The 22,358-nt window shown below is 46.5% G+C and carries 16 protein-coding genes and 1 riboswitch; of the genes, 9 read left to right on the top strand and 7 right to left on the bottom strand.

Features of this window, described 5'->3' with window-relative positions; all coding sequences use genetic code 11:
* Positions 1-97: 97 nt before the first annotated feature.
* A complete protein-coding gene (locus QUA53_RS25875; RefSeq protein ID WP_333100525.1) occupies positions 98-3,448 on the top strand; it encodes an NACHT domain-containing protein in 3,351 nt (1,116 codons plus the stop codon).
* Positions 3,449-3,544: 96 nt separating this feature from the next.
* Here the strand turns inward: QUA53_RS25875 and QUA53_RS25870 are convergent, their stop codons facing one another.
* A complete protein-coding gene (locus QUA53_RS25870; protein WP_333222897.1) occupies positions 3,545-3,733 on the bottom strand; it encodes a DUF4058 family protein in 189 nt (62 codons plus the stop codon).
* A 225-nt stretch (positions 3,734-3,958) separates the two neighbouring features.
* A riboswitch (TPP riboswitch) is annotated at positions 3,959-4,055 on the top strand.
* A gap of 7 nt (positions 4,056-4,062) precedes the next feature.
* Between QUA53_RS25870 and thiC the strand changes: the two genes are divergently transcribed.
* Positions 4,063-5,436 (top strand): phosphomethylpyrimidine synthase ThiC, encoded by a 1,374-nt coding sequence (gene thiC / locus QUA53_RS25865; RefSeq protein ID WP_333100528.1) that lies wholly within the window; start codon positions 4,063-4,065, stop codon positions 5,434-5,436.
* A 745-nt stretch (positions 5,437-6,181) separates the two neighbouring features.
* Here the strand turns inward: thiC and QUA53_RS25860 are convergent.
* Positions 6,182-6,667, bottom strand: coding sequence for a hypothetical protein (locus QUA53_RS25860; RefSeq protein WP_333100529.1), 486 nt, complete (start codon positions 6,665-6,667; stop codon positions 6,182-6,184).
* A gap of 453 nt (positions 6,668-7,120) precedes the next feature.
* Positions 7,121-7,696: an orotate phosphoribosyltransferase gene (pyrE, locus tag QUA53_RS25855; RefSeq protein ID WP_333100531.1), complete on the bottom strand. Its 576-nt coding sequence runs from the start codon at positions 7,694-7,696 to the stop codon at positions 7,121-7,123.
* Positions 7,697-7,780: 84 nt separating this feature from the next.
* Here pyrE and QUA53_RS25850 point away from each other — a divergent pair, with 84 nt between their 5' ends.
* Positions 7,781-8,308 carry a hypothetical protein gene (locus QUA53_RS25850; protein WP_333100532.1) on the top strand — a complete coding sequence of 176 codons (528 nt, stop codon included), beginning with the start codon at positions 7,781-7,783 and terminating at the stop codon, positions 8,306-8,308.
* Between the two features lie 178 nt (positions 8,309-8,486).
* Here the strand turns inward: QUA53_RS25850 and QUA53_RS25845 are convergent, their stop codons facing one another.
* Together QUA53_RS25845 and QUA53_RS25840 are read right to left on the bottom strand one after the other, a co-directional pair.
* Complete coding sequence (locus tag QUA53_RS25845; protein WP_333100533.1) at positions 8,487-9,233, bottom strand: pentapeptide repeat-containing protein; 747 nt, start codon at positions 9,231-9,233, stop codon at positions 8,487-8,489.
* Positions 9,234-9,253: 20 nt separating this feature from the next.
* On the bottom strand, positions 9,254-9,898 hold the full coding sequence (locus QUA53_RS25840; RefSeq protein ID WP_333073431.1) for a hypothetical protein: 645 nt from the start codon (positions 9,896-9,898) through the stop codon (positions 9,254-9,256).
* A gap of 322 nt (positions 9,899-10,220) precedes the next feature.
* Between QUA53_RS25840 and QUA53_RS25835 the strand changes: the two genes are divergently transcribed.
* Positions 10,221-10,544: a WGxxGxxG family protein gene (locus tag QUA53_RS25835; RefSeq protein ID WP_333100534.1), complete on the top strand. Its 324-nt coding sequence runs from the start codon at positions 10,221-10,223 to the stop codon at positions 10,542-10,544.
* Between the two features lie 387 nt (positions 10,545-10,931).
* On the opposite strand, the gene QUA53_RS25830 is transcribed toward QUA53_RS25835, so the two are convergent.
* Positions 10,932-16,286 carry a PAS domain S-box protein gene (locus QUA53_RS25830; protein WP_333100535.1) on the bottom strand — a complete coding sequence of 1,785 codons (5,355 nt, stop codon included), beginning with the start codon at positions 16,284-16,286 and terminating at the stop codon, positions 10,932-10,934.
* A gap of 182 nt (positions 16,287-16,468) precedes the next feature.
* Here QUA53_RS25830 and QUA53_RS25825 point away from each other — a divergent pair, with 182 nt between their 5' ends.
* Both QUA53_RS25825 and QUA53_RS25820 read left to right on the top strand, forming a co-directional pair.
* A complete protein-coding gene (locus tag QUA53_RS25825) occupies positions 16,469-17,320 on the top strand; it encodes a creatininase family protein (RefSeq protein ID WP_333100536.1) in 852 nt (283 codons plus the stop codon).
* A gap of 233 nt (positions 17,321-17,553) precedes the next feature.
* Positions 17,554-18,309, top strand: coding sequence for a DUF561 domain-containing protein (locus tag QUA53_RS25820; RefSeq protein ID WP_333100539.1), 756 nt, complete (start codon positions 17,554-17,556; stop codon positions 18,307-18,309).
* Positions 18,310-18,417: 108 nt separating this feature from the next.
* On the opposite strand, the gene QUA53_RS25815 is transcribed toward QUA53_RS25820, so the two are convergent.
* Positions 18,418-19,095, bottom strand: a complete 678-nt coding sequence (locus tag QUA53_RS25815; RefSeq protein WP_333100541.1) for a calcium-binding protein — start codon at positions 19,093-19,095, stop codon at positions 18,418-18,420.
* 80 nt (positions 19,096-19,175) lie between these two features.
* Between QUA53_RS25815 and QUA53_RS25810 the strand changes: the two genes are divergently transcribed.
* From QUA53_RS25810 to dprA, 3 genes are all read left to right on the top strand, one after another.
* Positions 19,176-19,823: a DUF2301 domain-containing membrane protein gene (locus QUA53_RS25810; RefSeq protein WP_333100543.1), complete on the top strand. Its 648-nt coding sequence runs from the start codon at positions 19,176-19,178 to the stop codon at positions 19,821-19,823.
* A 140-nt stretch (positions 19,824-19,963) separates the two neighbouring features.
* Complete coding sequence (locus QUA53_RS25805) at positions 19,964-20,617, top strand: YdcF family protein (protein WP_333100545.1); 654 nt, start codon at positions 19,964-19,966, stop codon at positions 20,615-20,617.
* A 180-nt stretch (positions 20,618-20,797) separates the two neighbouring features.
* Positions 20,798-21,949 carry a DNA-processing protein DprA gene (gene dprA / locus QUA53_RS25800; RefSeq protein WP_333100546.1) on the top strand — a complete coding sequence of 384 codons (1,152 nt, stop codon included), beginning with the start codon at positions 20,798-20,800 and terminating at the stop codon, positions 21,947-21,949.
* Positions 21,950-22,358: the final 409 nt, after the last annotated feature.

The raw sequence follows: 22,358 nt of genomic DNA, 5'->3' as shown, positions 1-22,358 counted from the left end.
CAATTTTCTGCCTTTAGGGAGCCTGTGCCAATCACAGGCTCCCTTTTCTTTCCCTTGTTAGTCTAAACTCCAGTTATATATAAAGAAGGAAGTTAAGATGCTAAAACGAGTTCAGCGTAAAAAGTGGCAAAGATTTTTCCTCATCAGAAATCCACTGCTTGTAGGAATTTTTACACTAATTCTGACATTGCTGCTTGGCTGGGCTGGAACATTGCCCAGTCTTTCTCAGACTCCAACACCTCATTCCACTCAGAAATCAACTCCGACTTCCAAGAAGGAACTGATTGCCAAAATTAAGGAAAAACTTAATGAAGATTTAGCGTTTCGGATTGAGAACAAGCTTTCTCCCGATCTAAAAGAAGTCGAGAAAAAGGTTGAGCCGTACAAAAAGAAGCTGACTTCTCAAGAGATAGAAGAGATAGAAAGTTTTTATAAAAACGAATATACCCGGCTTAAGAAGGCTAAGGATTCCGATTTATGGGAGAAAGTCAACGATGGACTCCTCGATGGTCTGGGTTGGCTCGCAGCGTTTTTTTTTCTAATACTATGTATATGTAAGGAAACCTTACAAAAGGTAGTTAGCAGCTTTTTCAATGCGGTAGGTAATTGGATATATAACAGGTGTGCTGGAACTCGACTTTTACGTGGAATTGCTCTACGACATTATCGAAAGGGACTAATTGAAAAGTGTCAGGAGTTGAAAATCCCATTTCGACCAAATCGACCCCTAAAGATTCGCGAGATCTACGTTCCTCTCAAAGTTACAGGTACTAGGGATAATGAACAGCTCGATGCCTACGGTGCAGTGAGCAAGTATCGCCGACTTATGGTTAAAGGCGCACCTGGTTCTGGTAAATCAATGCTGCTCAAGTATCTTGCTCTTAGCTACGCGGAAGGTAGGTTGAATCTACCAGATCAACCTGTACCAGTTTTATTAGAACTCCATCGGCTAAGCAAATCAGACAAGTCATTAGAACAGCACTTTGTAGAGGCCTTAGATCGGGATGATTTTCCTCATTCTCAGCTCTTTATAGAGCATAGTTTAGCTCAAGGTACACTAATGTTGCTGCTAGATGGTCTTGATGAAGTCAACAGCGATAATCGCTGGCAAGTCGTGGCACAAATTAAGGACTTATTGGACAAGCACCCAAATTGTCGTGTCGTTATTACTTGCCGTACAGCAGTCTACAAAGGTGAATTTGACGATCTGAACCATCTTGAGACTCTGGAAGTTGTTGAATTCATCGAGCAACAGATTAGAGACTTTTTGAAGACGTGGAAACAATATATGCCACAAGGAAAGTCGATTGAGCAACTCATGCAGACGTTGCACGACCGACCTCGAATCATGGCGTTAGCACGCAATCCGCTCATGTTAACTATCATTGCCTACCTCTATGCTGATACCCCATTGGTACTGCCTCGCTCACGCGCTGAGTTCTATCGGAAATCTACAGATATTTTGCTAGATCAATGGCATCATGAACACAATCAGTTTCAGGCACGGGAGAAGCGGTTTGTACTCCAGGATTTAGCTATTTACAACCAAGATATTACTAAGCAGCAACAGCAAGATAGCGGTAGCATCAAATTCAAGACGGTTTTGCAGCAGATAAAGCTGTTACTTCCTGAGCTTAATCTCCAGCCTGACCAAGACGCTTTGCCTCTACTAAATGAAATTGTAGAACGTAGCAGCTTACTCATCAAAATAGATGGAGGTGAGAAATATCAGTTTGCTCATCTTACTTTGCAAGAGTTTTTCGCTGCGTCTAAGTTAATAGATGATAAGGATGGTCTACTCACTCGTTTCAAAGCTGATAATGACGCTTGGCGTGAGACAGTAAAACTCTGGTGTGGACTTGCTGGGGATAGTACCGATTTGATCCGGGAAGTACGCAGGATTTCGGAGATTACTGCTTTTGAGTGTTTAGCTGATGCTCAGAGGGTAGATTTAGCGTTGGCAGACGAAATTATCAATAGGTTCAAAGATCAACTAGGAAAAGGTAGTAACCACGAGGTGGTAAATCGTGCCTTTGCCTCTGTAGCTGCAGACGACCGGAGACGCACTGAGGTATTCAACTTCTTGAAAGATACGCTTGAAAATATTGGAGAAATAGATGCCCGCCGCGAGGCAGCAGCGAAGGCTCTGTCAATGACTAACTTAGCTGAAGCTGCTGATGTGCTGGCTCGTCAGTATGCAGATAGAGCTGAACTGCGTCCTTTACTACATTCTGCTTTGGTACGAATGGGAGATTTAGCTGTGTCAAAAATCTCATATTGGGTGGAAGCTGGAGCGATCGAATCATCTCTGCTGGAATCTAGCTCTGTCGAGTTGATGGACATTCTAGTTGATATAGGAACTCCGACAGCTACACAAATGCTAGTTTCTTGGATTTGGCATAGCAATCAGAGCTTAGCAAGTAGTGCTGCATTGCTCTTAGCACATTTGCTGCGACACTCCGAGCAAGAAAAAGTAATTGGGAGTTACAAACTTACAGAAGACCAGAAGAGAGTAAAAGAGCGATTGGACTGGATTTGGAAGCCTTTTGAAACATCCACTAACTCTAATTTGAGCATTATTGCTGGTCGGGTGGCTTATCTTATAAGTCGAGTTCCGCTTGAGATAGCTAACTCTGTGCGAGTGCTTTCGTTAGATCCTCGACTAATTATACCCATCTGTTCAATAGAGCTGTACGATCAGAAAACTAACTTAGTGCAAATCAAGTGGAAGCATTTACTTGTTTCAATTAAGAAGGGTATTGAGATAGCAAAAGAAAAGGAGTCGAGAAAAATTTCGATAGAAAGATATGACAACGAAATGCGCAAGCTTCTTGATGAAACAGAAACACTATGGGATTTCCTTTTCTTGAAGATAGAGCCTAGCCTACAAATTATCTTACTCTATCAATACGTATCCTATCCCCGCCTAATAGAGGAATATTGGTATGATAGTATAATAAAAATAGAGAAGGAAAAGAGAACAAAACTGTCCGTCCAACAATTCCAGGAACTTATGTTTTCAACAATGCCTGCTACTATTGTTACTGGAGTAATTACAGGATTGTTTTTCTTCGTAAATACTGAGTTGAAAAAGCTAATTAATTTAACCCCAAGCAACTTTTTCATTCAAAATACTCTCTTTATTTGTCTTTCGATTAGTGTCATTATATCGCTTAACTATTTTATGTGGAAATACCAAAAATTTATAGAATATAATTATTGGTTTTTGTATTGGAATTTTAAAAAAATCGTAAGATCTCGAGTCCGAGGAGAAACGAGGATTAGAATGATCTATTGGGAGTGGCGGGTTGAAGAAAGAACGTTAAGAGGCGTGGTAAACATGAGTATGTGGATTGAGCGGGTTGAGGGATTTTTAGAAAAGGAGATAGGAGAGGAGTTAGGGATGGAGATGGACGCAGAGTGGCAAAAGACCAAGGATGCAGTGTAAGCGAAAGGTGCATCAGCTACTACCCATTTATTTGGCATAATCCGGTTATACATCTTGTCTGTCCCATAAGAACTAAACCAAACATTAACTTGCAACTTAGACGCGCAACGATCGCACCCACTGAAAATCACCCTCACTCAGCACTGGTATAGACTGCACTGAATAATCGATCGCAAAATCTAGAGTCGCCTCCAGGTAAACTTGTCTCAAAATCTCAGATAAATTAACAACAGATTCTCCATCTCCTGACATATCTTTAACTTTCTCGTCTTGAAAAAGCTTCAAAAGAAAAGCAACGGGCCGATCGCCTAGCAGCAAAATTGCGCGAAATGGGGATTAATCCTGATGAGGTGTGATTGTTTTTAGATTGTTAAATGGTGTACAATCGCACTTTTTAAACAGCAGAAATATCAGAAGCCCCAAAAGGGCGATCGCTCCCCTCATCTATATCTCAATATTAAGATTTCCTTAGTTGCTGGCGTCGCGCACAGAAATCGGTGATACAATCAACAGCTTAGCTAGGGGTGCCCGAATATCCGGGCTGAGAAAACACCCTTAGAACCTGAGTCTGGGTAATACCAGCGGAGGGAAGCTGTTTATCAAGGAAATTAAATATGCGTACCGAATGGATCGCTAAGCGTCAGGGGCACACCAATGTATCTCAAATGCACTACGCCCGCCAAGGTGTAATTACTGAGGAAATGCACTTTGTTGCTAAGCGAGAGAATCTCCCGCCAGAACTGATCCGGGCCGAAGTAGCGCGGGGACGGATGATTATTCCGGCTAATATCAATCACACGAATTTGGAACCGATGGCGATCGGCATTGCGTCTAAATGCAAAGTCAATGCTAATATCGGTGCATCTCCCAACTCTTCCAATATGGAAGAAGAAGTTGACAAGCTTAAACTAGCAGTTAAATACGGCGCTGATACCGTGATGGACTTGTCCACCGGCGGCGGCAATTTGGATGAAATTCGCACTACGATTATCAAAGCTTCACCGGTGCCGATCGGTACTGTACCAATTTACCAAGCTTTAGAAAGCGTTCATGGTAATATGGAAAGTCTGACCCCCAATGACTTTCTTCACATCATTGACAAACACGCTCAACAAGGTGTTGATTACCAAACAATTCACGCCGGAATTCTGATCGAGCATTTGCCTTTGGTGAGAAATCGTATTACGGGGATTGTCTCTCGCGGCGGCGGCATTTTGGCGCGGTGGATGCTGCATCACCACAAACAAAATCCCCTCTACACTCACTTTAACGACATCATTGAAATCTTCAAAAAATACGATGTTTCGTTTAGTTTGGGAGATTCTTTGCGCCCAGGTTGCACTCACGATGCTTCCGACGAAGCTCAATTAGCCGAACTCAAAACTTTGGGTAAATTAACTCGCAAAGCTTGGGAACATGACGTGCAGGTAATGGTGGAAGGCCCCGGCCACGTGCCGATGGATCAAATTGAGTTTAATGTCAAAAAACAAATGGAGGAATGTTCGGAAGCACCCTTCTATGTTTTGGGGCCGTTGGTGACAGATATTGCGCCTGGATACGACCACATTACCTCAGCAATTGGGGCCGCGATGGCTGGTTGGTACGGTACTGCAATGCTGTGCTACGTGACGCCGAAGGAACACTTAGGATTGCCGAATGCTGAGGATGTCCGAAACGGGCTGATTGCTTACAAAATCGCGGCTCACGCAGCAGATATTGCACGGGGCCGTCCGGGTGCGCGCGATCGCGATGATGAACTCTCGAAAGCGCGTTACAATTTCGATTGGAACCGTCAATTTGAGCTGTCATTAGATCCAGAACGGGCAAAGGAATATCACGACGAAACCTTGCCGGCCGATATCTACAAAACTGCTGAATTCTGTTCAATGTGCGGGCCTAAGTTCTGTCCGATGCAGACTAAGGTTGATGCCGATGCTTTGACTGAATTAGAGAAGTTTTTAGCTAAGGAACCTGTAGCGCAAAGCTAATTGGATTAATTCGTAGGGTGGGCAATGCCCACCTTACTTAATCGTAAAGCTATTTCGTTTCTTGTGAGGCGGGCATCCTGCTCGCCCAAAACTATGGTGCTGATGGCGCACCTTACTTAAGGTTATATTAAAAGGAGTTTCCGAAAAGGAGAATTCCGATGTTCCCTTGCAGCTACTTTTTTGTTACCAAGGAATTCAGACTTAGAGCTAGATGGGGATGAGGCAAAAAACTAGCTATTTCCCCTTTAATTAATAGCTTGCCGTCTGCGTCATGCCCAAAGTCTTTATTTCGCCTTTTCAATATAAAACTCTTCATCAACTCAATTTTGTTTAAACTGCACTCGCCTCGCCAACCCAGTTTCCAAGAAGGAAGAGAAGTGCCACCACGATAGTAAATTAGTCGCCTACCCTTTACTGGTAAACTAACTGAGCGTCGAGATTGATTTCGCTGCTTAAGAAATATTCCGTTTCCAGATTCAAGGAACAGCGGTGGATTCAAACGCTAATCTCATACCGCTTATTGCTGAGAATAAGTCAATAGAACGGATTTTGTTCATAGCCATTAAGCAGGCTGTAAAAACTCATATTTTGTACTATTTTTCAAGGGAGGCAGAGCCTCTAGATAATGGAGGCAGAGCCTCTAGATATTCATTACCAGGCAGAGCCTGGTAACGATAAATTTTGACTTCGTAGGGCGAGTTAACGCAGCGCCAACCTCATGCACCATTGGAGCTAAGTAAAAGATTTACCTGAATATGTTAGCTTGCGCTGTCTGTTGGCACGTTGAAAGAATGCGCCGATCGTTTGAACTAATTGTGCGAATAGGATGGAGATTGGTTAGCTGAGTATTGATTTCAACTGTTTGAATTTTTCCGGCTGAGATGGCCTTCCCGGAAAGTGTATTTCCCTGAATTTTACCAGTGAAGCACGCAAAGTCCGATCGCGGCGCGTAGATTGCACCAACCACCCGATCGTCCTGGCGCTGAAACACAATGTAGTTTTGAAGAACTTGGTTGGGCTGTGGCGAATCTCCGTACAGGTAAATACCATCTGGCAAAGCAGCAACATTAGTCTTAGATGGATTTTGTTGTGCTTGGAGCGGTTGTTGCTGAATGCCAACACCAATTAGTGTCAGAGGACAAATAAAGGCTGTTGCCAGTTGTTTCCATTTCCCTTTAATAGATGCAGGTAAAATCATTACTGCTTCTCCTTGCGCCGGGTCATGTAACATCTTAAAACAGTCTTATCTAGTTAATATCTCACTCAGGTTATAATTTCGCTCTGCTAAAATCTGCCGATTTGTATAGCGGTTCTTGGGTAGATGAGGTACACAATTCAACTTCAAAAGCTTGACCACACAGGGTTTCGGCGTACTCCATTTTTATGAAAAAGGCTATAGAGCTTCTTAACCTAAAAGCTTGCGCTTGTTTAGCACCGAAAACTTTATTTTCCATTGTCCTCCAAGTACGTGAGCTGAGTTTGATAAAATTAGAGCGGGCATAATTTCTAATTTCACCCAATAAAACACCGATTTCCTCTAGCAAATGGAGGCAGATCCTCTAGATATTCATTACCAGGCAGAGCCTGGTAACGAGAAAAAAACATATTGAGAACTCTTGTGGAAGAGGCCCGAAAGCCTGTTCATGAAAATGGTTATCTTCGGTCAGTTCGATCGCACTTTTGCCTATTTTTTGCTAGCCATCCACTTTTGCAGATCCTTAATCGTAAAAACTGTTTCAAAGTTTAATCCAACAGAGCGATAAAACTGGGCACCACCTTGCTCTCTGTCAATCAGCGACAACACGCGATCGACTTTATAACCCGCACCCCGCAACCTTTCCACCGCCTGCATCGCCGACTTACCCGTCGTCACCACATCCTCCAAAACCGCCACATTCGTCCCCTCTGGCAACAGCGGCCCCTCAATGTACGCCATTGTCCCGTGTCCCTTCGTCTCCTTTCTGACAATTAGCGCCGGAATCGATCGACCTTCGAGAGCCGAAACCACGCTTACCGCAGTTACAATCGGGTCAGCACCCAAAGTCAAACCGCCCACAGCTTGCACATCCGACGACAGCATCGACAACAGCAAACGTCCCGTTGCCAAAGCACCTTCAGCGTGCAGCGTCACCGGTTTGCAGTTAATGTAATAAGAACTTTTCTGCCCCGAAGACAGCACAAAATCGCCTTCGCGATAGGCAAACTCGCACAGCAAATCTAGAAGTCGATCGCGCAACACCTTTAAATCCCCAGCATCCATAACTCACACCGTGTAAAAAACACAAATAATCCGTCGATAATCAGTTTATAGTGGAATCGGAATTAATTAAGGAGGCCCAAATATATGAGTCAAAAGTTAAAAAGCCTGAGCGGCGCGTTGATTCTCGCTGTCGCCTCTGCCGCCCTGGCATCCGCCAAACCAGCTCAAGCACAAACAGAGCGATTTCACCCGATTGCCGACGACTTCAACCGACAATTTTTTCAAGCTTCAGGAGACTTTTACCACAACGTCAGCTTGCAAGGTTACTTGGGCGACTATTTAGGCATCGGTTCCCCCAGCGGCGTCGTTGCCTTTCCCGAAAAAGAAATCGAGAGGGATGCCAGCCGCGTCAACGGCTTCTACCGACGAGTCATGCAGCGGCAAGTTTCCAGCGATCCGATTCTCCGCGTCCCAGATGCCGTCAATCCCTTCGATGCCTCAGTCATGGCACTGCCTGCTGCTTGCCAGCTAGGCCCTCAACCAAGCGGCTGTTTCCCTACTCCCGCCGGACTCCAAGATCAGTTTACACTTCCAACACAGCAGCAAGATTCACCGACCGATCCAGGGCCCGTTAGAGGACTTTATCAAGTATCGCCCGATCGCAAAAATTAGTCGATCGACAGTTGCGAGTTTTGAGCCGCGGCGGGTTTACTCTCATCTCGGATTTGTATGGGAGAGAAAGCCTCAACCCGCCCTAAAAACTCATGTTTTGACAATCCTTTCGGTAAACGCGCAACTGATTTTTTTTAACTATCGCGGTTATTTTACAGGACTAAATATTATCCAATATTTATGAAACCATGCTGCCGTCTGGCATGATTGTTCCTTTCAAAATAGCTTCGCCCAGATTAGCTCCTGCCAATTTAGCTCCCCTGAGATTTGCCCCGGTCAAATTAGCCCCTCTCAAATCAGCTTTGCCAAGGTTTGCCCACCGGAAATCGGCAGCGCTCAACTGTGCAAAACAGAGATTTGCCCGGAAAAGATATGCTCCAGTGAAGTGAGATTCCCCCAGATTAGCTTTAGAGAAATTAGCTCCATAACAATGTGCTTCAATCAATTCAGCTTGAGTGAGATTTGCTTGACTGAGATTAGCAAAGTTGAGGTTTGCGCCGATCGCCTTAACTCTAAACATCACCGCACCGATTAAATTCGCATCACCGAAATCGGTTTGTTGGAGATTAGCAGCGGTGAGGTCAGCCCCAATTAAATTAGCACTGCTCAAATCAGCTCCCCTCAAGTCTGCAGCTTGGAGGTTAGTGCCAGTTAAATTAGCTTTAATTAAAGTAGTTTCGAGCAATTGTGCTCCGGCAAGATTTGCTAAACTAAGATTAGATTCGGCGAGGTTTGCCGAAATTAATTTAGCCTTAAACAAATCTGTTTTAAAAAGGTTCGAGCGCCAAAGATGCGCGCCTCTGAGATTTGCTTCGGCGAGGTTAGCTTCGCCCAGATCCGGTTCTACATTTGGGTTGAGATTTCTCCATTCAATCCAAGTAACTGCACCTTTTTTTAACAGCGCTAAATGCTGTGTGTTTGCCATAATTGCATCTCCTTTAACGGCTATTCCTTGCGACCAAAAATTGTGGGATTTTCTCGACCCGTCACGTTTTCCACTGCGGCAATTGCTGCCTGGGAACCTGCTATAATATCTCGTTCTGCGCCGCCGAGGTAAAGCCGTCCGAAACTGCCTACAGCCTGAACTTCTAAGATGTTAATAGATGCGCCTTTTTCTGCTTCATTGGCCGCCAGCGCTGCATAGGCAGCCGGTTCTACTTCTAAGACGTAAAGCGTTTGTCCCGCCAGCAGCAACTGTCCGCGGCGGGTGCGGTTAATTAATTGTGTTTGGTGGGCATCAATATTGCGAATAATTTGACTGGAAATCACTCGCGGTTTGATACCTTCTTCTCTGCGGAGTCCGATGAATTCTAGAATTGCTTTGCCTGCTGCGCGCGTTTCCCCCTGCTGACTCGAGTGTACTTCCAGAAGGCCGTACAAGCGTTCGACTATCTGCACTCCCGGGCGCACGGACGCTGATTTGAGGGCGACATCGGTAATTCGGTTAATTTCGATACCGGGCGAGATTTCTATCCACAGCGACGCATCCCCCGGCAGTGGCAAGAATCCGGCGGCGACTGTGCCGATGTATGCTGCGTGCTGTGGCTGCAAGTTGTCTAGAAATACGTAGCTGCGTAACTCTATTCCCAAAAGTTTTGATCTCCGTCGATCGAGTTCCAACACTTGTCTGTGCAATATCTGAGTTTACCTTTTTTTGTCAACAACACCTTGTCTATTGTCGAGAGCGCCGGAGTGCCTCACCACCGAGTGAGGTGTCAGACCCGCGATTTCTACTGCTTGAGTGCCTCCGCGAGAAATCTTTAATTTTGTGCGCGTGCTAAAAATTTCATATCAATCTGTAGTTATACGTGGAACATAACAATGTTTACTGCTAGAGGTGGATTTAACTTTAAAAGCCAACCGATATAGTTTTGATAGTTAAAGATTTTAGCCAACAGAGAGCATTTGAATTATGAAACGTTCTGATTTATCCAAAGCAATCGGTGCAGGTATTATAGCTGCTGGTTTAGCCATAGCACCAGCTCATCTGCCTGCTTCAGCTCAGACCGATACAACTGGCGGTACAACTAGCGGTACTAACAGCACTACAACCACCACAACTCCTCGCTCCGATGTCTACAGTGCTGAGACCGATCGCGATTTTGATTGGGGATGGTTGGGATTGCTAGGCTTGTCGGGTTTGTTGGGTTTGATTCCCCGCAAACGCGAAGAAAATGTTCGGTATACAAATACAACGACCGATCGCGAGCCAGCCGTGCGTAGTGACTACCGCTAAGAATTGAGTTTTAGTGCTGTGGGCATTATGCAGGGACAGGATGTTTTAACCTGTCCGACGAGCGCGAACAATCATAAAAAAACCTCCCTCTGTGGGGGTTTTTTATTGAGATGATGCGCTATCGAACGACGATTAAATTGGTTACATCTGACATATTGCACCATTTTCTTCATGAACAGGCTTTCGGGTCTGTTAATGAAAAAATGAATTTTCTGGTGTGCCGTTGCTCCTATCGAGTCAATAAAATGGTGATTGAAAAGGGTGCAATACCTCAGATATAACCGAACTAGAAAATATTAACTTTTTCCTTTCTTATTCCCTGTTTCCATCGCGTTATTTGCTTTTTTGGGGTTCATTAAATAAAGGCTTTTGAGACACAAAAAGACCTTAAAAAATATTTTCGCCAGAACGATCGAGTAAATCCAAAATCGCCTGCACCAACTTCTCCGGGTCTAAAGGCTTAGGAATGTGCCGCTGGAACCCCGCAGCCATGGCCTGCCGATAGTCAATCTCTCCAGCATAAGCCGTAAGGGCGATCGCCGGAACCAGTCCCCCTTTGTCGGGCGCCAGAGCCCGAACCTGTCGCATCAACATATAACCGTCAGTATCGGGCATTCCAATATCGCTCAACAGCAAATCCGGCACAGACTCAGTTAAAACCGCCAAGGCATCGGCGGCGTTAGCAACTGCTGTAACACTTGCCCCACAATCCTCAAGCATAAAAACGACCAAATCTAGCGCATCGGCATCATCATCCACCGCTAAGACCCTGATACCGCTCAAATCGAAGGATTCTTCGGGCGGCGCAGTTCCCGCAGGACTTGTCTGAGATTGCGCCGGCATCAGAGGTATCCTGACGGTCAAGGTTGCGCCTTTGCCTTCGCCGGAACTGTCGGATTTAACTGTGCCACCGTGGAGTTCGACGAGATGGCGGACGATCGCCAATCCTAAACCCAATCCGCCAAACTTGCGCGTCATCGTGCTGTCAGCTTGCCGGAAGTAGTCGAATACATAGGGCAGAAAATCAGGTTCGATACCTTTTCCAGTATCAGTTACAGTAATTTGGGCTCTCGTGTCCACCCGATCGAGAACGACTTCGATTTTGCCTCCCGGCGGGGTGAACTTGACGGCATTTGACAGCAAATTCCAGACTACCTGCTGAAGTCTGCCCGCATCGCCCAAAACCGAGCCGAGATTCGGTGCAAATTGAGTGCTGATTTGAATCGACTTGACTTGGGCTGCCAGACGCACCGTTTCAATTGCAGCGCCGATTACCCCGGCTAAATCCACAGGTGCAATATTCAAGCTGACCTTGCCTTGCAGAATCCCCGACACGTCGAGCAAATCTTCGATAAGCTGGGTTTGCAGTTTGGCATTGCGCTCGATCGTCTCTAGGGCATAACGCTGCTTTTCCGGTGTCAGAACGTTCGATCGCAGCAGCTTCGTCCAGCCCACAATCGGGTTTAAAGGAGTCCGCAATTCGTGGGATAAAACAGCCAAAAATTCGTCTTTGACGCGGTTAGCCTGTTCTGCTTCTTCCCGCGCTGCCTTTTCCCGCGCTAGAAGGCGTTCCCGTTCCGCTTCTGCAACTTTTCGATCGGTAATGTCAGTGTTGGTGCCACACCAGCGCAGCACCTTGCCTCGATCGTCGCGAATCGCCACGGCGCGGGAGAGAAACCAGCGGTACGATCCGTCTTTGCCGCGCAAGGGGAAAGTATCTTCCCAGAGTTCGCCTGTTTCAATGCAGCGCCTAAATTTTTCGACAACGCGATCGAGGTGTTCCGGGTGATGCACCAGTTGCCAGCCCCAGCCTCGCATTTCTTCTAGGGTTGTACCCGTGTAGTCAAACCAGCGCTGGTTATACCAGAAAATCCCCCCAGCAGCATCTGTCATCCAGGCCAACTGAGCGATGTTATCAGCTAGAGCGCGGAACCTAGCCTCGCTTTCGTGCAGCTCGTGCAGGGCTCGCGCGTGCAGGATTACCGTCCAGAGGCGAGCCACAACTTCTTGCATCAGCCAAACTTCATCGGGCCGCCAGTGCCGAACCGCCTTTGATGTCACCACCAAAAGAGCCACCCAGCGCCCTTCCTGAAGGCAGGGAACATCGACCAAAGCGCGAATGGCAACGGCACCGTAGTTATCGAATAAATGCGCTGTATGGGGGTAATTAGCGATATCTGAGATGACAAGTGTTTGACCTGCCATAGAGAGAGCTTTCAGTTCTGGGGTCTTAAAGTCTGAGATGGGATAGGTGCCGGCGGCGCTGGCAAGGTCGGACTGGTGCCAGTCTTGCCGGACAATTGCCCGATCGGCTTCTACATCGATTTCGTGCCATATGCAGCGATCGACTTTTAAATATTCTCCCAGACTGTTCATCGCTTCCGACAACATTTCTGCGGGGTTGAAGCGCTGCCGCAAGCGGACTTCGAGATCTGCGAGAAACTGCTCGTTGAGTTGGGCTTGTTTGCGATCGTGAATATCGGTATTTGTGCCGATCCACTCGACAATCTGGCCACCCGCGCCGCGAATTGGCACGGCGCGGGACAAATGCCAGCGTTCCATCTGGTCTGCTGCCCGCCGCAGCCGCAGCTCAACTTGATAAACTTCTCCGGTGATTAGACATTCTTCCCAGCGGGCCCAAGATTCTGCCAAATCCGAGGGCGGCACCAGGGATTCCCAATTGCTTTGAGCGGCTTCCTCGTAAGACATTCCCAGATATTCCAACCATTTTTGTTGATTGGTAAAGCGAATTTCCCCGGCGGAGTCTACGTTCCAAATCAGGTGGGGCAGCGACTCAGCCAGGAAGCGGAAGCGGCGGTCGCTTTCTGCTAAGCTTTCTTCTGCTCGTTTGCGATCGTCAATATCAATGCCGATACCAGCCCATTGCACCACTTTTCCCCCCCTGTCTTTGACGGGCACAAGTCGCGCTAGATGCCAGCGATAATTACCATCAAACCTGCGTACCCGACACTCGAATTCGTAGGCTTCCCCTGCTTCAATCGCAGGAGTGCGCGTGCCGACAACTGCTGGCAGATCATCAGGATGAAATAATTGCAGCACCGGCGCAGGCAGTGGTAATTTTGCTGGCTTGATGCCCGTATAGGTTTTCCAGTGTTGGTTGCAAAACTCTAACCTGCCGTCGGCGGTGTTGATCCACATTAATTCCGGGACGCCATCGGCGAGGGTGCGGTAGAGATTTTCACTTTGCCGCAGTGCTTCTTCTATTTGCCGGCGGTCGGTTTTGTCCTGCATAATTTTCAGCAAACCTTGCACCTGGCCGTCTGCGTCGCGCAGGGGCATTACCAGCCCGCTGCCCCAAAAGCGGCTGCCGTCTTTGCGGAGGTGCCAGCGCTCGTTTTCTGCCTTTCCCTGAGTCAGGGCGATGTGCCTTTCTGCTTCTGGCTTTCTAGCAGCAGAGTCTTCTGGGGTGAAGATGATTCCTCCGTCCTGCCCGACGATTTCAGCTTCGGTATAGCCTAGCAATCTCTGGGCGCCTGCGTTCCAACGGGTAACGTGTCCATCGGTGTCGAGGGTGAAGATGGCGTAGTCTTTGGCGCTGTCGAGAATCAACTGCAGATGGGTTTCACGATCGCGCAGTGCAGCTTCTGCTTGTTTGCGCTGGGTAATGTTACTGGTGAAGCCGACTATTTTGGTCACTTCACCTTGCTGGTTGCGGATCGAACAGCCGCGCTCCCAAACATCAATCCAGCGCCCGTCTTGGTGCCGGACTCGGTACTCGTCTTCGTAGCGCTCGGCACTTAAGATTGATTCGGCCCCGGCAAGGATGCGTGCCAAATCTGCGGGATGGATGCGTTCTCTCCACCACTCTGGTGTTGCCGGTGCCTCCTCTGGGCAGACACCGACAATCGAGTACAGTCCCTCGGAACGGTAAACTGAGTTTGCTGCCAAATCCCACTCAAACACCAGGCCGTCGATCGCCCTTGTAGCTAATTGGAAACGGTTGTAGCTTTCTTGCAAGGCGAGTTCGGCCATTTTGCGAGCGGTAATTTCCTGTACCACGATATGAATCCCGACAATCTCTGCGCCCCTGTCTCTGAGCGGCCACCAATTCTGGAGCCAAGTGCGAACGACAGTGGGTTGAGCCCTAGTTTTACCCGTGAGTTCAAAATTCCGGATCGGTTCTCCGGTGTCTAGAAGGTGGCGCAACAAAGGTTCGGCTGTGTCTGCCCAGTCGGGGACAATTTCGCGCAGGGTGCGGCCGATGTGCTTTTCTAGTGCCAGGCCGTTCATTTGGGCAAACCGTTGGTTGATCCGCACGAACCGCAAATCTGTGTCTAAAACAGCCAAACCCACGGGAGTTGTTTGGTAGAGCGACTCTATCTCTAGAAGTTGACGGCGCACGGTTTGCTCGGTCTCTTGCAGCGCGAGTTCGGCTTTTTTGCGATCGGTAGCATCAAATAATACTCCGATAAACCGCACTGCCTCGCCTGCAGCGTCGTAGAGATAGCGCCCGAACGCACTCACCCAGCGGATTTCTCCGTTGTCGGCCCGGATAATGCGGTATTCGGGGGAGTAGAGCGATCTCGTTTGCCGAGCTGTTTTGGCTGCTTGCAGGACTTGCTTTAAGTCGTCTGGATGCACGCAATTTTCCCACACAGACGCGCTTGCTTCGCCGCCTGGTGTCGGTTCGCAGCCCAAAATGCTGAAATGGGTCGCCGACCAAATTACTCGATTTGTTCGCACGTCTAAATCCCAGGTTGCCATGCCTGAGCCTTCGATGGCGACGCTCAAACGTTCTTCGCTTTGTTTCAAGGCAATTTCAGTTTGTTTGCGCTCGCTGATATCTGTCAGGGAACCCACGGCGCGCACGGGATTGCCTGATTCGTCCCAAATTGCTCGCGCTCTGGCTAAAACCCATTTGTAGCGCCCGTCCCCACAACGGATGCGGTATTCGCAGCAGTAATGTGAGGTTTCTCGATTTAAGTGCTGCTGCCAATTGCTTTGCATTATCTCCAAATCATCGGGATGAATGTAGCTCAAATATTGGCTGAAGTTTTTGACTTCTTCGGCTCCACGTTCCAAAATCTCTAAAAAGCGATCGCTCAAAACAGGGCAATTTGTTTGCAGGTTGTGATCCCAAATGCCGTCGTTGTTGCCGGCACAGGCTAATTCCCAGCGTTCTTCGCTTTCTCGCAGGGCTTCTTTGGTTTGATTTGCGCGATCGATTTGTAGGGCGGCAACGGCAAAGTCTGCTAGGGAGATGGCGATCCGCAAGTCTTCGGCATCGAACTGGCGGTCGGAATTGTGAGATACAATCCATATTGCCCCCAGCGGTTGATTTTCTGCTTGCAGCGGCACAACTAACGCTTCGGCGATCGGCAATTCTAACTGTTGTAAGTCGGTAAAATATTGTTCGGGAGCGAAGTAAAGCTGGGGAGTTTGGCGATCGAAACCTGCTCCCGACAAACGCAATTTGCGGGGTGTGTTTCTGTGTTCTGCTGCTTCCCACGCGCCCGCCAATGCCACCCACCGAAATATTTGTTCGGAACTGACATTTTCTTCTAGTAAGCAGACTCCGACACTCTCTGCGCCGCACAAATCTTTAGCAATCGCAACCAGTGTTTTGAGCAGCCTGTGGGGTGAGGTTGCCAATTGTCTAGCCAGCTTTTGCAGCGCTCGGTTTTCTGCTTTTTGATCGTGCGATCGAGGAATGCGGCGGGACAGTTCCTCGGCGATCGGAATATCGGTTAAATTAGTTTGTGGGGTTTGCCAAGCTTCCATCAATTAATGGTCTCTATGTCTTTCGGTCTGAGCTGGCGAGCGTATATCAGCGCCCTCTTAAAGCATCTGCTATAAATTATAGCATTTACCTAGAGACAGAATTAGTTATCTATCTTGGTAATTGCTTTTTAGTTTTCAGGCTAGTCGATCGCCTTGGTTGCTTTTACTCTTGTTGCCACCTTATGCACAATTTTATTCCCGAATCGCGATTTTTTCCATATCTAACTTGGACAGAAATTCAGTCTATGCTTGATAAGGAAAATACTGTGATTATTCAGCCGCTAGGTGCGATCGAACAACACGGCCCCCATTTGCCTTTAATTGTAGATGTGGCAATTAGCGCGGCGGTGACAGGCACAGCGCTGACAAAATTAGAGGCAAATATTCCCGCTTATGCTTTGCCGCCTTTGTACTATGGCAAGTCGAACGAACACTGCCATTTCCCCGGTACAATTATGCTCAGTGCTCAGACACTTTTAGCAGTAATCGGCGAAATAGCTGACAGTATTTATCAGGCTGGATTTCGGAAATTAGTGTTACTCAATGGTCACGGCGGACAGCCGCAGGTGATGGAAATTGCAGCGCGGGACATTCATCAAAAATATCAGGATTTTTCGGTTTTTCCGCTGTTTGTGTGGCGGGTTCCGAATGTGGCTGCTGAATTATTGAGCGCGAAAGAGTTGGAGTTTGGGATTCACGCGGGTGATGCAGAAACGAGTTTGATGTTGTCAATTTTGCCGTCGCAGGTGAAAATGGAACTTGCTGTTACTGAATATCCGAAAAATTTGCCGATCGATAGTTTGCTGAGTATGGAAGGAAATTTGCCTTTTGCTTGGCTGACGCGAGAGTTAACTGAAAGCGGTGTGTTGGGCGATGCGACGGTGGCAACGAAAGAAAAGGGTTTTCGGATTCTCGAATCTCTTTCTGACGGCTGGGTACAAGTTATCAAAGATGTTTACAAATTCCGACAGCCTGGAAGTTCGGCAACCAGCACTGTACAAGATGTAACGGATGTCAGTCCGATGGAAGAATGAAGAGGGAAGAAGATCGATGGGGAAATGCAGTCACAACAATAGTTGCAGCAATTAAGAACGTTATAACTGTCTTGGCGGTTGCTATAAAAATAAAAAATACAGTCCTGGAGGCATAATCGACCTATGTAGGCTGCTTAGGTTGCACCTTACGGCTATTAAGAATTAAAAATCAAAAATTATTCTAATTTGTGTCAAAATGAGTCTAAGAAATTTTTTGAGTTGGAAAACTAACGATGAGTGTAAATTCTAAATTGCAGCGCGCATTTGAGCAAGGTCGCGCCCTGAAAATTATCAGCGGTTTAAATAATTTTGATGCAGCCAACGTTGCGGCTGTAGTCAAAGCAGCCGATCTCGGCGGTGCTTCCTTTGTCGATATTGCTGCCGATCGAGATTTGGTATTGATGGCGAAACAATTGACAATTTTGCCAATTTGTGTATCTGCTGTGGAACCAGAAAAGTTTGTGCCTGCGGTAGAAGCTGGCGCTGATTTGATTGAAATTGGCAACTTTGATGCTTTCTACGCAGTAGGCCGCCGCTTTGAAGCTGAGGAAGTTTTGCAGTTGACTCGCGACACTCGATCGCTATTTCCGAACATCACTCTTTCTGTGACAGTTCCCCACATTTTGGCACTCGACGAACAAGTGCAATTAGCAATTGAATTAGTCAAAGCTGGCGCTAACATCATCCAAACCGAAGGTGGTACTAGCGCTCAACCAATTCACGCAGGCACCTTGGGATTAATTGAAAAAGCAGCGCCTACTTTGGCCGCAGCCTTTGAAATTTCCCGCGCCGTATCAGTCCCCGTACTCTGCGCTTCTGGTATCTCCAGCGTCACCGCACCCCTCGCTATTGGAGCAGGCGCTGCTGGTGTTGGTGTCGGTTCTGCTGTCAGCCAACTTAATAGCGAAGTGGCGATGATTGCGGCTGTTCGCAGTTTGGTTGAAGCTTTGGCTTTGGTTTCGCGATCGCACTTGCCAGCTTCCATTTAATTAAGAAGGGAGAAGGAAGAAGGGAGAAGGAAAATTTTTTCCATACTCTTCTCTTCTCCCACTATTCCCCTCTTCCCCTCTTCCCATCCCCCACTTTTCCACTCTTCCTTAATAATTGATAAACCACACGGCATAATCATCTAATAACTGATTGTTTCGGGAGATTAAATCAACTGATTCTAACTCAGATAAAGGTAACACAAACTTTTGGCGATCGCCGACGCGCTGCACTTCCACAAATATACCTTCTTCGTGAATCACAAAATCATCTAACCGACTAATTGTGAACGTATCAGTATAAGAAGGTTGAGTTTTTTTGAGTCTTGCATATTCTTTTTTGCTGCCATAACCCATTGTATATTCTTCTTCCCATTCAAACTCTTCTATGCCGGTAACATGGCACGGAAGTTGAATATTTTGCTTGATGTAATCGAGGTATTTGACTGAATTTTTTAGATTACAATCAAGGTTTTTAGAACCCAAAATTTTACTAATTTTAGTTTCAAATTGTTTGGTATTAAATGCGAGATTTTTGTCGATATTTGCTAACATTTCTGGATCGAATCCCGATCTCAATTCGGTTACTTCCGCCAGCAGGCGCTGAAAGTCGTTGACCGGTTTCGGCCTTCTGCCTGCTACAATGGTTTCATCAAGCTGAACTGGAGGAAGTTCGGATTGTGAAGGAAGGAATTGGCTTTGATCGGCGCGATCGTCCACTTTAGACTTGTTAACTTTAGACTTGTTAAGTTTAGGCTGGTTAAGTTTAGGCTTGTTAAATTTAGGCATCGCTCGGTCTCGCTGGCTCGGTTTATCAATAAAGTATATCTTGACAGAAGTACATTCGTGTCTGATAGGAGGAAGGTGTAATGCAACTACTGAAATCGCCTGATGAATCGCCAGTCTATCAAGGACAATTCGGCGAGTTTACGATTACTCAAAAAGATCGCACGGGAGTGTTGATTTACCGCGCCGGATTGGGGGTGGCGGCACTGTGTTTTGCGATCGGCACTACTCTGGTATTGCAACAGGGCGACAACCCGATTGCAATCCAAGCTGTAACGCCTGTTTTTGCTTGTTTCTGGATAGCTTTAGGCGTCAGCTTAGCAACTATTCACATTTACATGATTGCGCTACACCGAACACTACAGGTGTTTTGGGCGATCGGCGGCGCGGCAGCATTGTTTGTCGCCCTACAAAGCAGCCAACCTCTAGCTTTAGCAGTGTACGAACATCCAGCCACGTTGTGGGGAATTGGCTTTACTTTTGCCGCGTTAAATGGCATTTATTTTAAGGAAGCATTTTGTTTTAATCGCCTCGAGACTAAGTTTTTGACTCCAGGAGTTCCTCTATTAATTTTAGGACATATTTTCGGCTTTTTGTCAGGCGAAAATGAACAGTTTTTGCTGGCTATTTGGGCTGCTTTGTTTATCATCTTTGCTGTACGCAAGTTTTTTCAACCGATGCCGCAGGATATCGGTGATAAAAGCGTTTTTGAGTATCTGAAACACAAATAATTTGGGAATGGGGCATTGGGAATGGGGCCGAAGAACAATTTGATTGCTTTCTCACTGTCCCACTATTTCCATTTTCCTAAAACCATTGGTATTGTGGCTTCTTCCTTCTTCACATCGATCTTCTTCCTTCTGCTATAATAATGAGAATTCGTTTAATCCGTCGTCGAGAAATCTGGGCAATTACTAAGGAAGGTTGGATAATTGCAATCGCGGGGTTGATAATTTTAATGCTCTTAATTCTCACAAATATCCATCCGTTTTTGGCGGTAAATGCGCCGATTAAAGCAGATATATTGGTTGTCGAAGGCTGGTTGCCCGATTATGCGATCGCAAGTGCGATCGCCGAATTCAAAAAAGGCAAATACAGCCAATTAATTACCACAGGACTTCCTTTAAGTAAAGGCTACTATCTCGCTGAATATAAAAATTATGCTGCACTAACTGCCGCGACTTGTATTGCACTAGGATTTGATAAAAACAAATTAGTAGCAGTACCAGCAGCGAGTGTTGTGAAACACCGTACTGCTGCTTCTGCGATCGCACTTCGAGATTGGTTTTCTACTTCAGATTTAAAAGTTAATTCAATTAATCTTTATTCCTTTGGGCCTCACGCCCGCCGAAGTTGGATTGTATTTAAAGAAGTGCTGAATCCTGAGATTAAAGTCGGGATTATAGCGGCGGAACCGCAAGATTACAATTCCAAAGAATGGTGGAAATCTAGCGAAGGTTTTCGGACAGTAATCGGAGAAATCATTGCTTATATTTATGCCCGTTTTGTAGATTGGAGAACCTAGCCAGTAATTGTCAACATCTCTCTTAATTACCTTCGTGTTCTTAGCGCCTTTCCGGTTCGTCAAAAAATATTTATATAGCACTTGTAAATCTGTGAAAAGAGAGGACAAGGCAGTGCCGTTTCCTACCATAATTCAACCAAAAATGATAAAATCATTCTCAGATAAGTTGAGGGCAACTCGTTGTTAGAAGAACGCGCATACTGGTTAGCATGGTCACAAATTAACGGTATCGGGCCGATTTTGTTGCAAAGATTGCACCAAAATTTCAATAGTTTGGCAGCAGCTTGGACGGCAAAACCAGTAGATTTAATGCGAATCGAAGGGTTCGGAAAGCAGATAATTGAAACCATTGTGCAAGAACGCACTAAACTCAATCCCGAAGAATTTATCGAAAAACATTTTATAAAAAATCCCTGTTTTTGGACGCCTGCAGATCCAGATTATCCGCGCTTATTATTGGAAATTCCCAATCCGCCACCAGTATTGTATTATCGTGGTTTAGTTGATGTAAAAGAGAATCAAGGAATTACGCCGACGGTGGCAATAGTTGGCACTCGCAGCCCTTCGGAATACGGCAGAAGGTGGACTCGCAAAATTAGTACGGCTTTAGCTAAAAGTGATTTTACTGTGGTTTCGGGATTGGCTGCGGGCATTGATACAGAGGCTCATACAGGCTGTTTGGAGGCGGGAGGAAGGACTTTTGCAGTGGTGGGGACGGGAGTAGATATTGTATATCCCAAACAAAATGAGAGGTTGTGCGATCGCATTTTGCAGCAGGGATTGGTAATTAGCGAATATCCGGCGGGGACTCAACCGAATAAAACTAATTTTCCCCGCCGAAATCGCATAATTGCTGGCTTAAGCCGCGCTACAATCGTGATAGAAGCTCCGCACAAATCGGGTGCTTTAATTACTGCTTATCAAGCGAATGATTTTTGCCGGGATGTGTATGTTTTGACGGGCAGATTGGATGATGAGCGTTCTTTTGGATGTTTGGAGTTGCTGAGTAAAGGTGCTCATCCGATTCTGCCGAGTAGCGATCGAATGTTAAGCGAAGACAGGTTGTTGGAAATGCTCGGAGCTATGCCAAAATTGGATAGAGCCGAGCAGTTGTCGCTATTTCCCCCAAATCCGACGGTTGAGAAGAAAGGGCCGCCGTTGGAGCCGGAATTGGCTAAGGTGTTAAGTGCGATCGCAGGTGGGCCGATTTCTTTTGATACAATTGTAGAAGCAGCGGGATTAGAAGCGGGAAGAGTTTCTAGTATACTTTTGCAGTTGGAATTGTTGGGATTAGTTTCGCAGTTACCAGGAATGCGATATCAGCGGTGCTGATTGGTAAGTAATACGGTTTAGGCTATTGGTGTCAACTTAAGTCTAAACCCCTCTTTATCTCTCGTTTACCGCGGAGGCCAGATCCCCCTAAATCCCCCTTAAGAAGGGGGACGAAAGAGAAGATTCGTGTCCCCCCTTGTTTAAGGGGGGTTAGAGGGGAGCAAGGCCTTTATAGTCAGCGGTTGAAACCGCATATATACAAACGAAGTCCGTCTCTAAGAGACTGAAGAATAATAAGAACTAAAGCCCTCATTACGAACCTTTAAATCAATAATCCGAAATTAGCAGCACTAATACTGCTAGCCGAAACACCACTCAGAGAAGCTAAAATATCCCCTGTTTGTGCCAACCGGATTAAAGTTGCACCGCTATCTTGAGCAATCGCCAATTGCGAGAAACTCAACCCGTT

Source organism: Microcoleus sp. Pol12B3, from assembly GCF_036701355.1.
Lineage (GTDB): Bacteria > Cyanobacteriota > Cyanobacteriia > Cyanobacteriales > Microcoleaceae > Microcoleus.
This window is presented reverse-complemented; position numbering and strand designations above follow the sequence as displayed.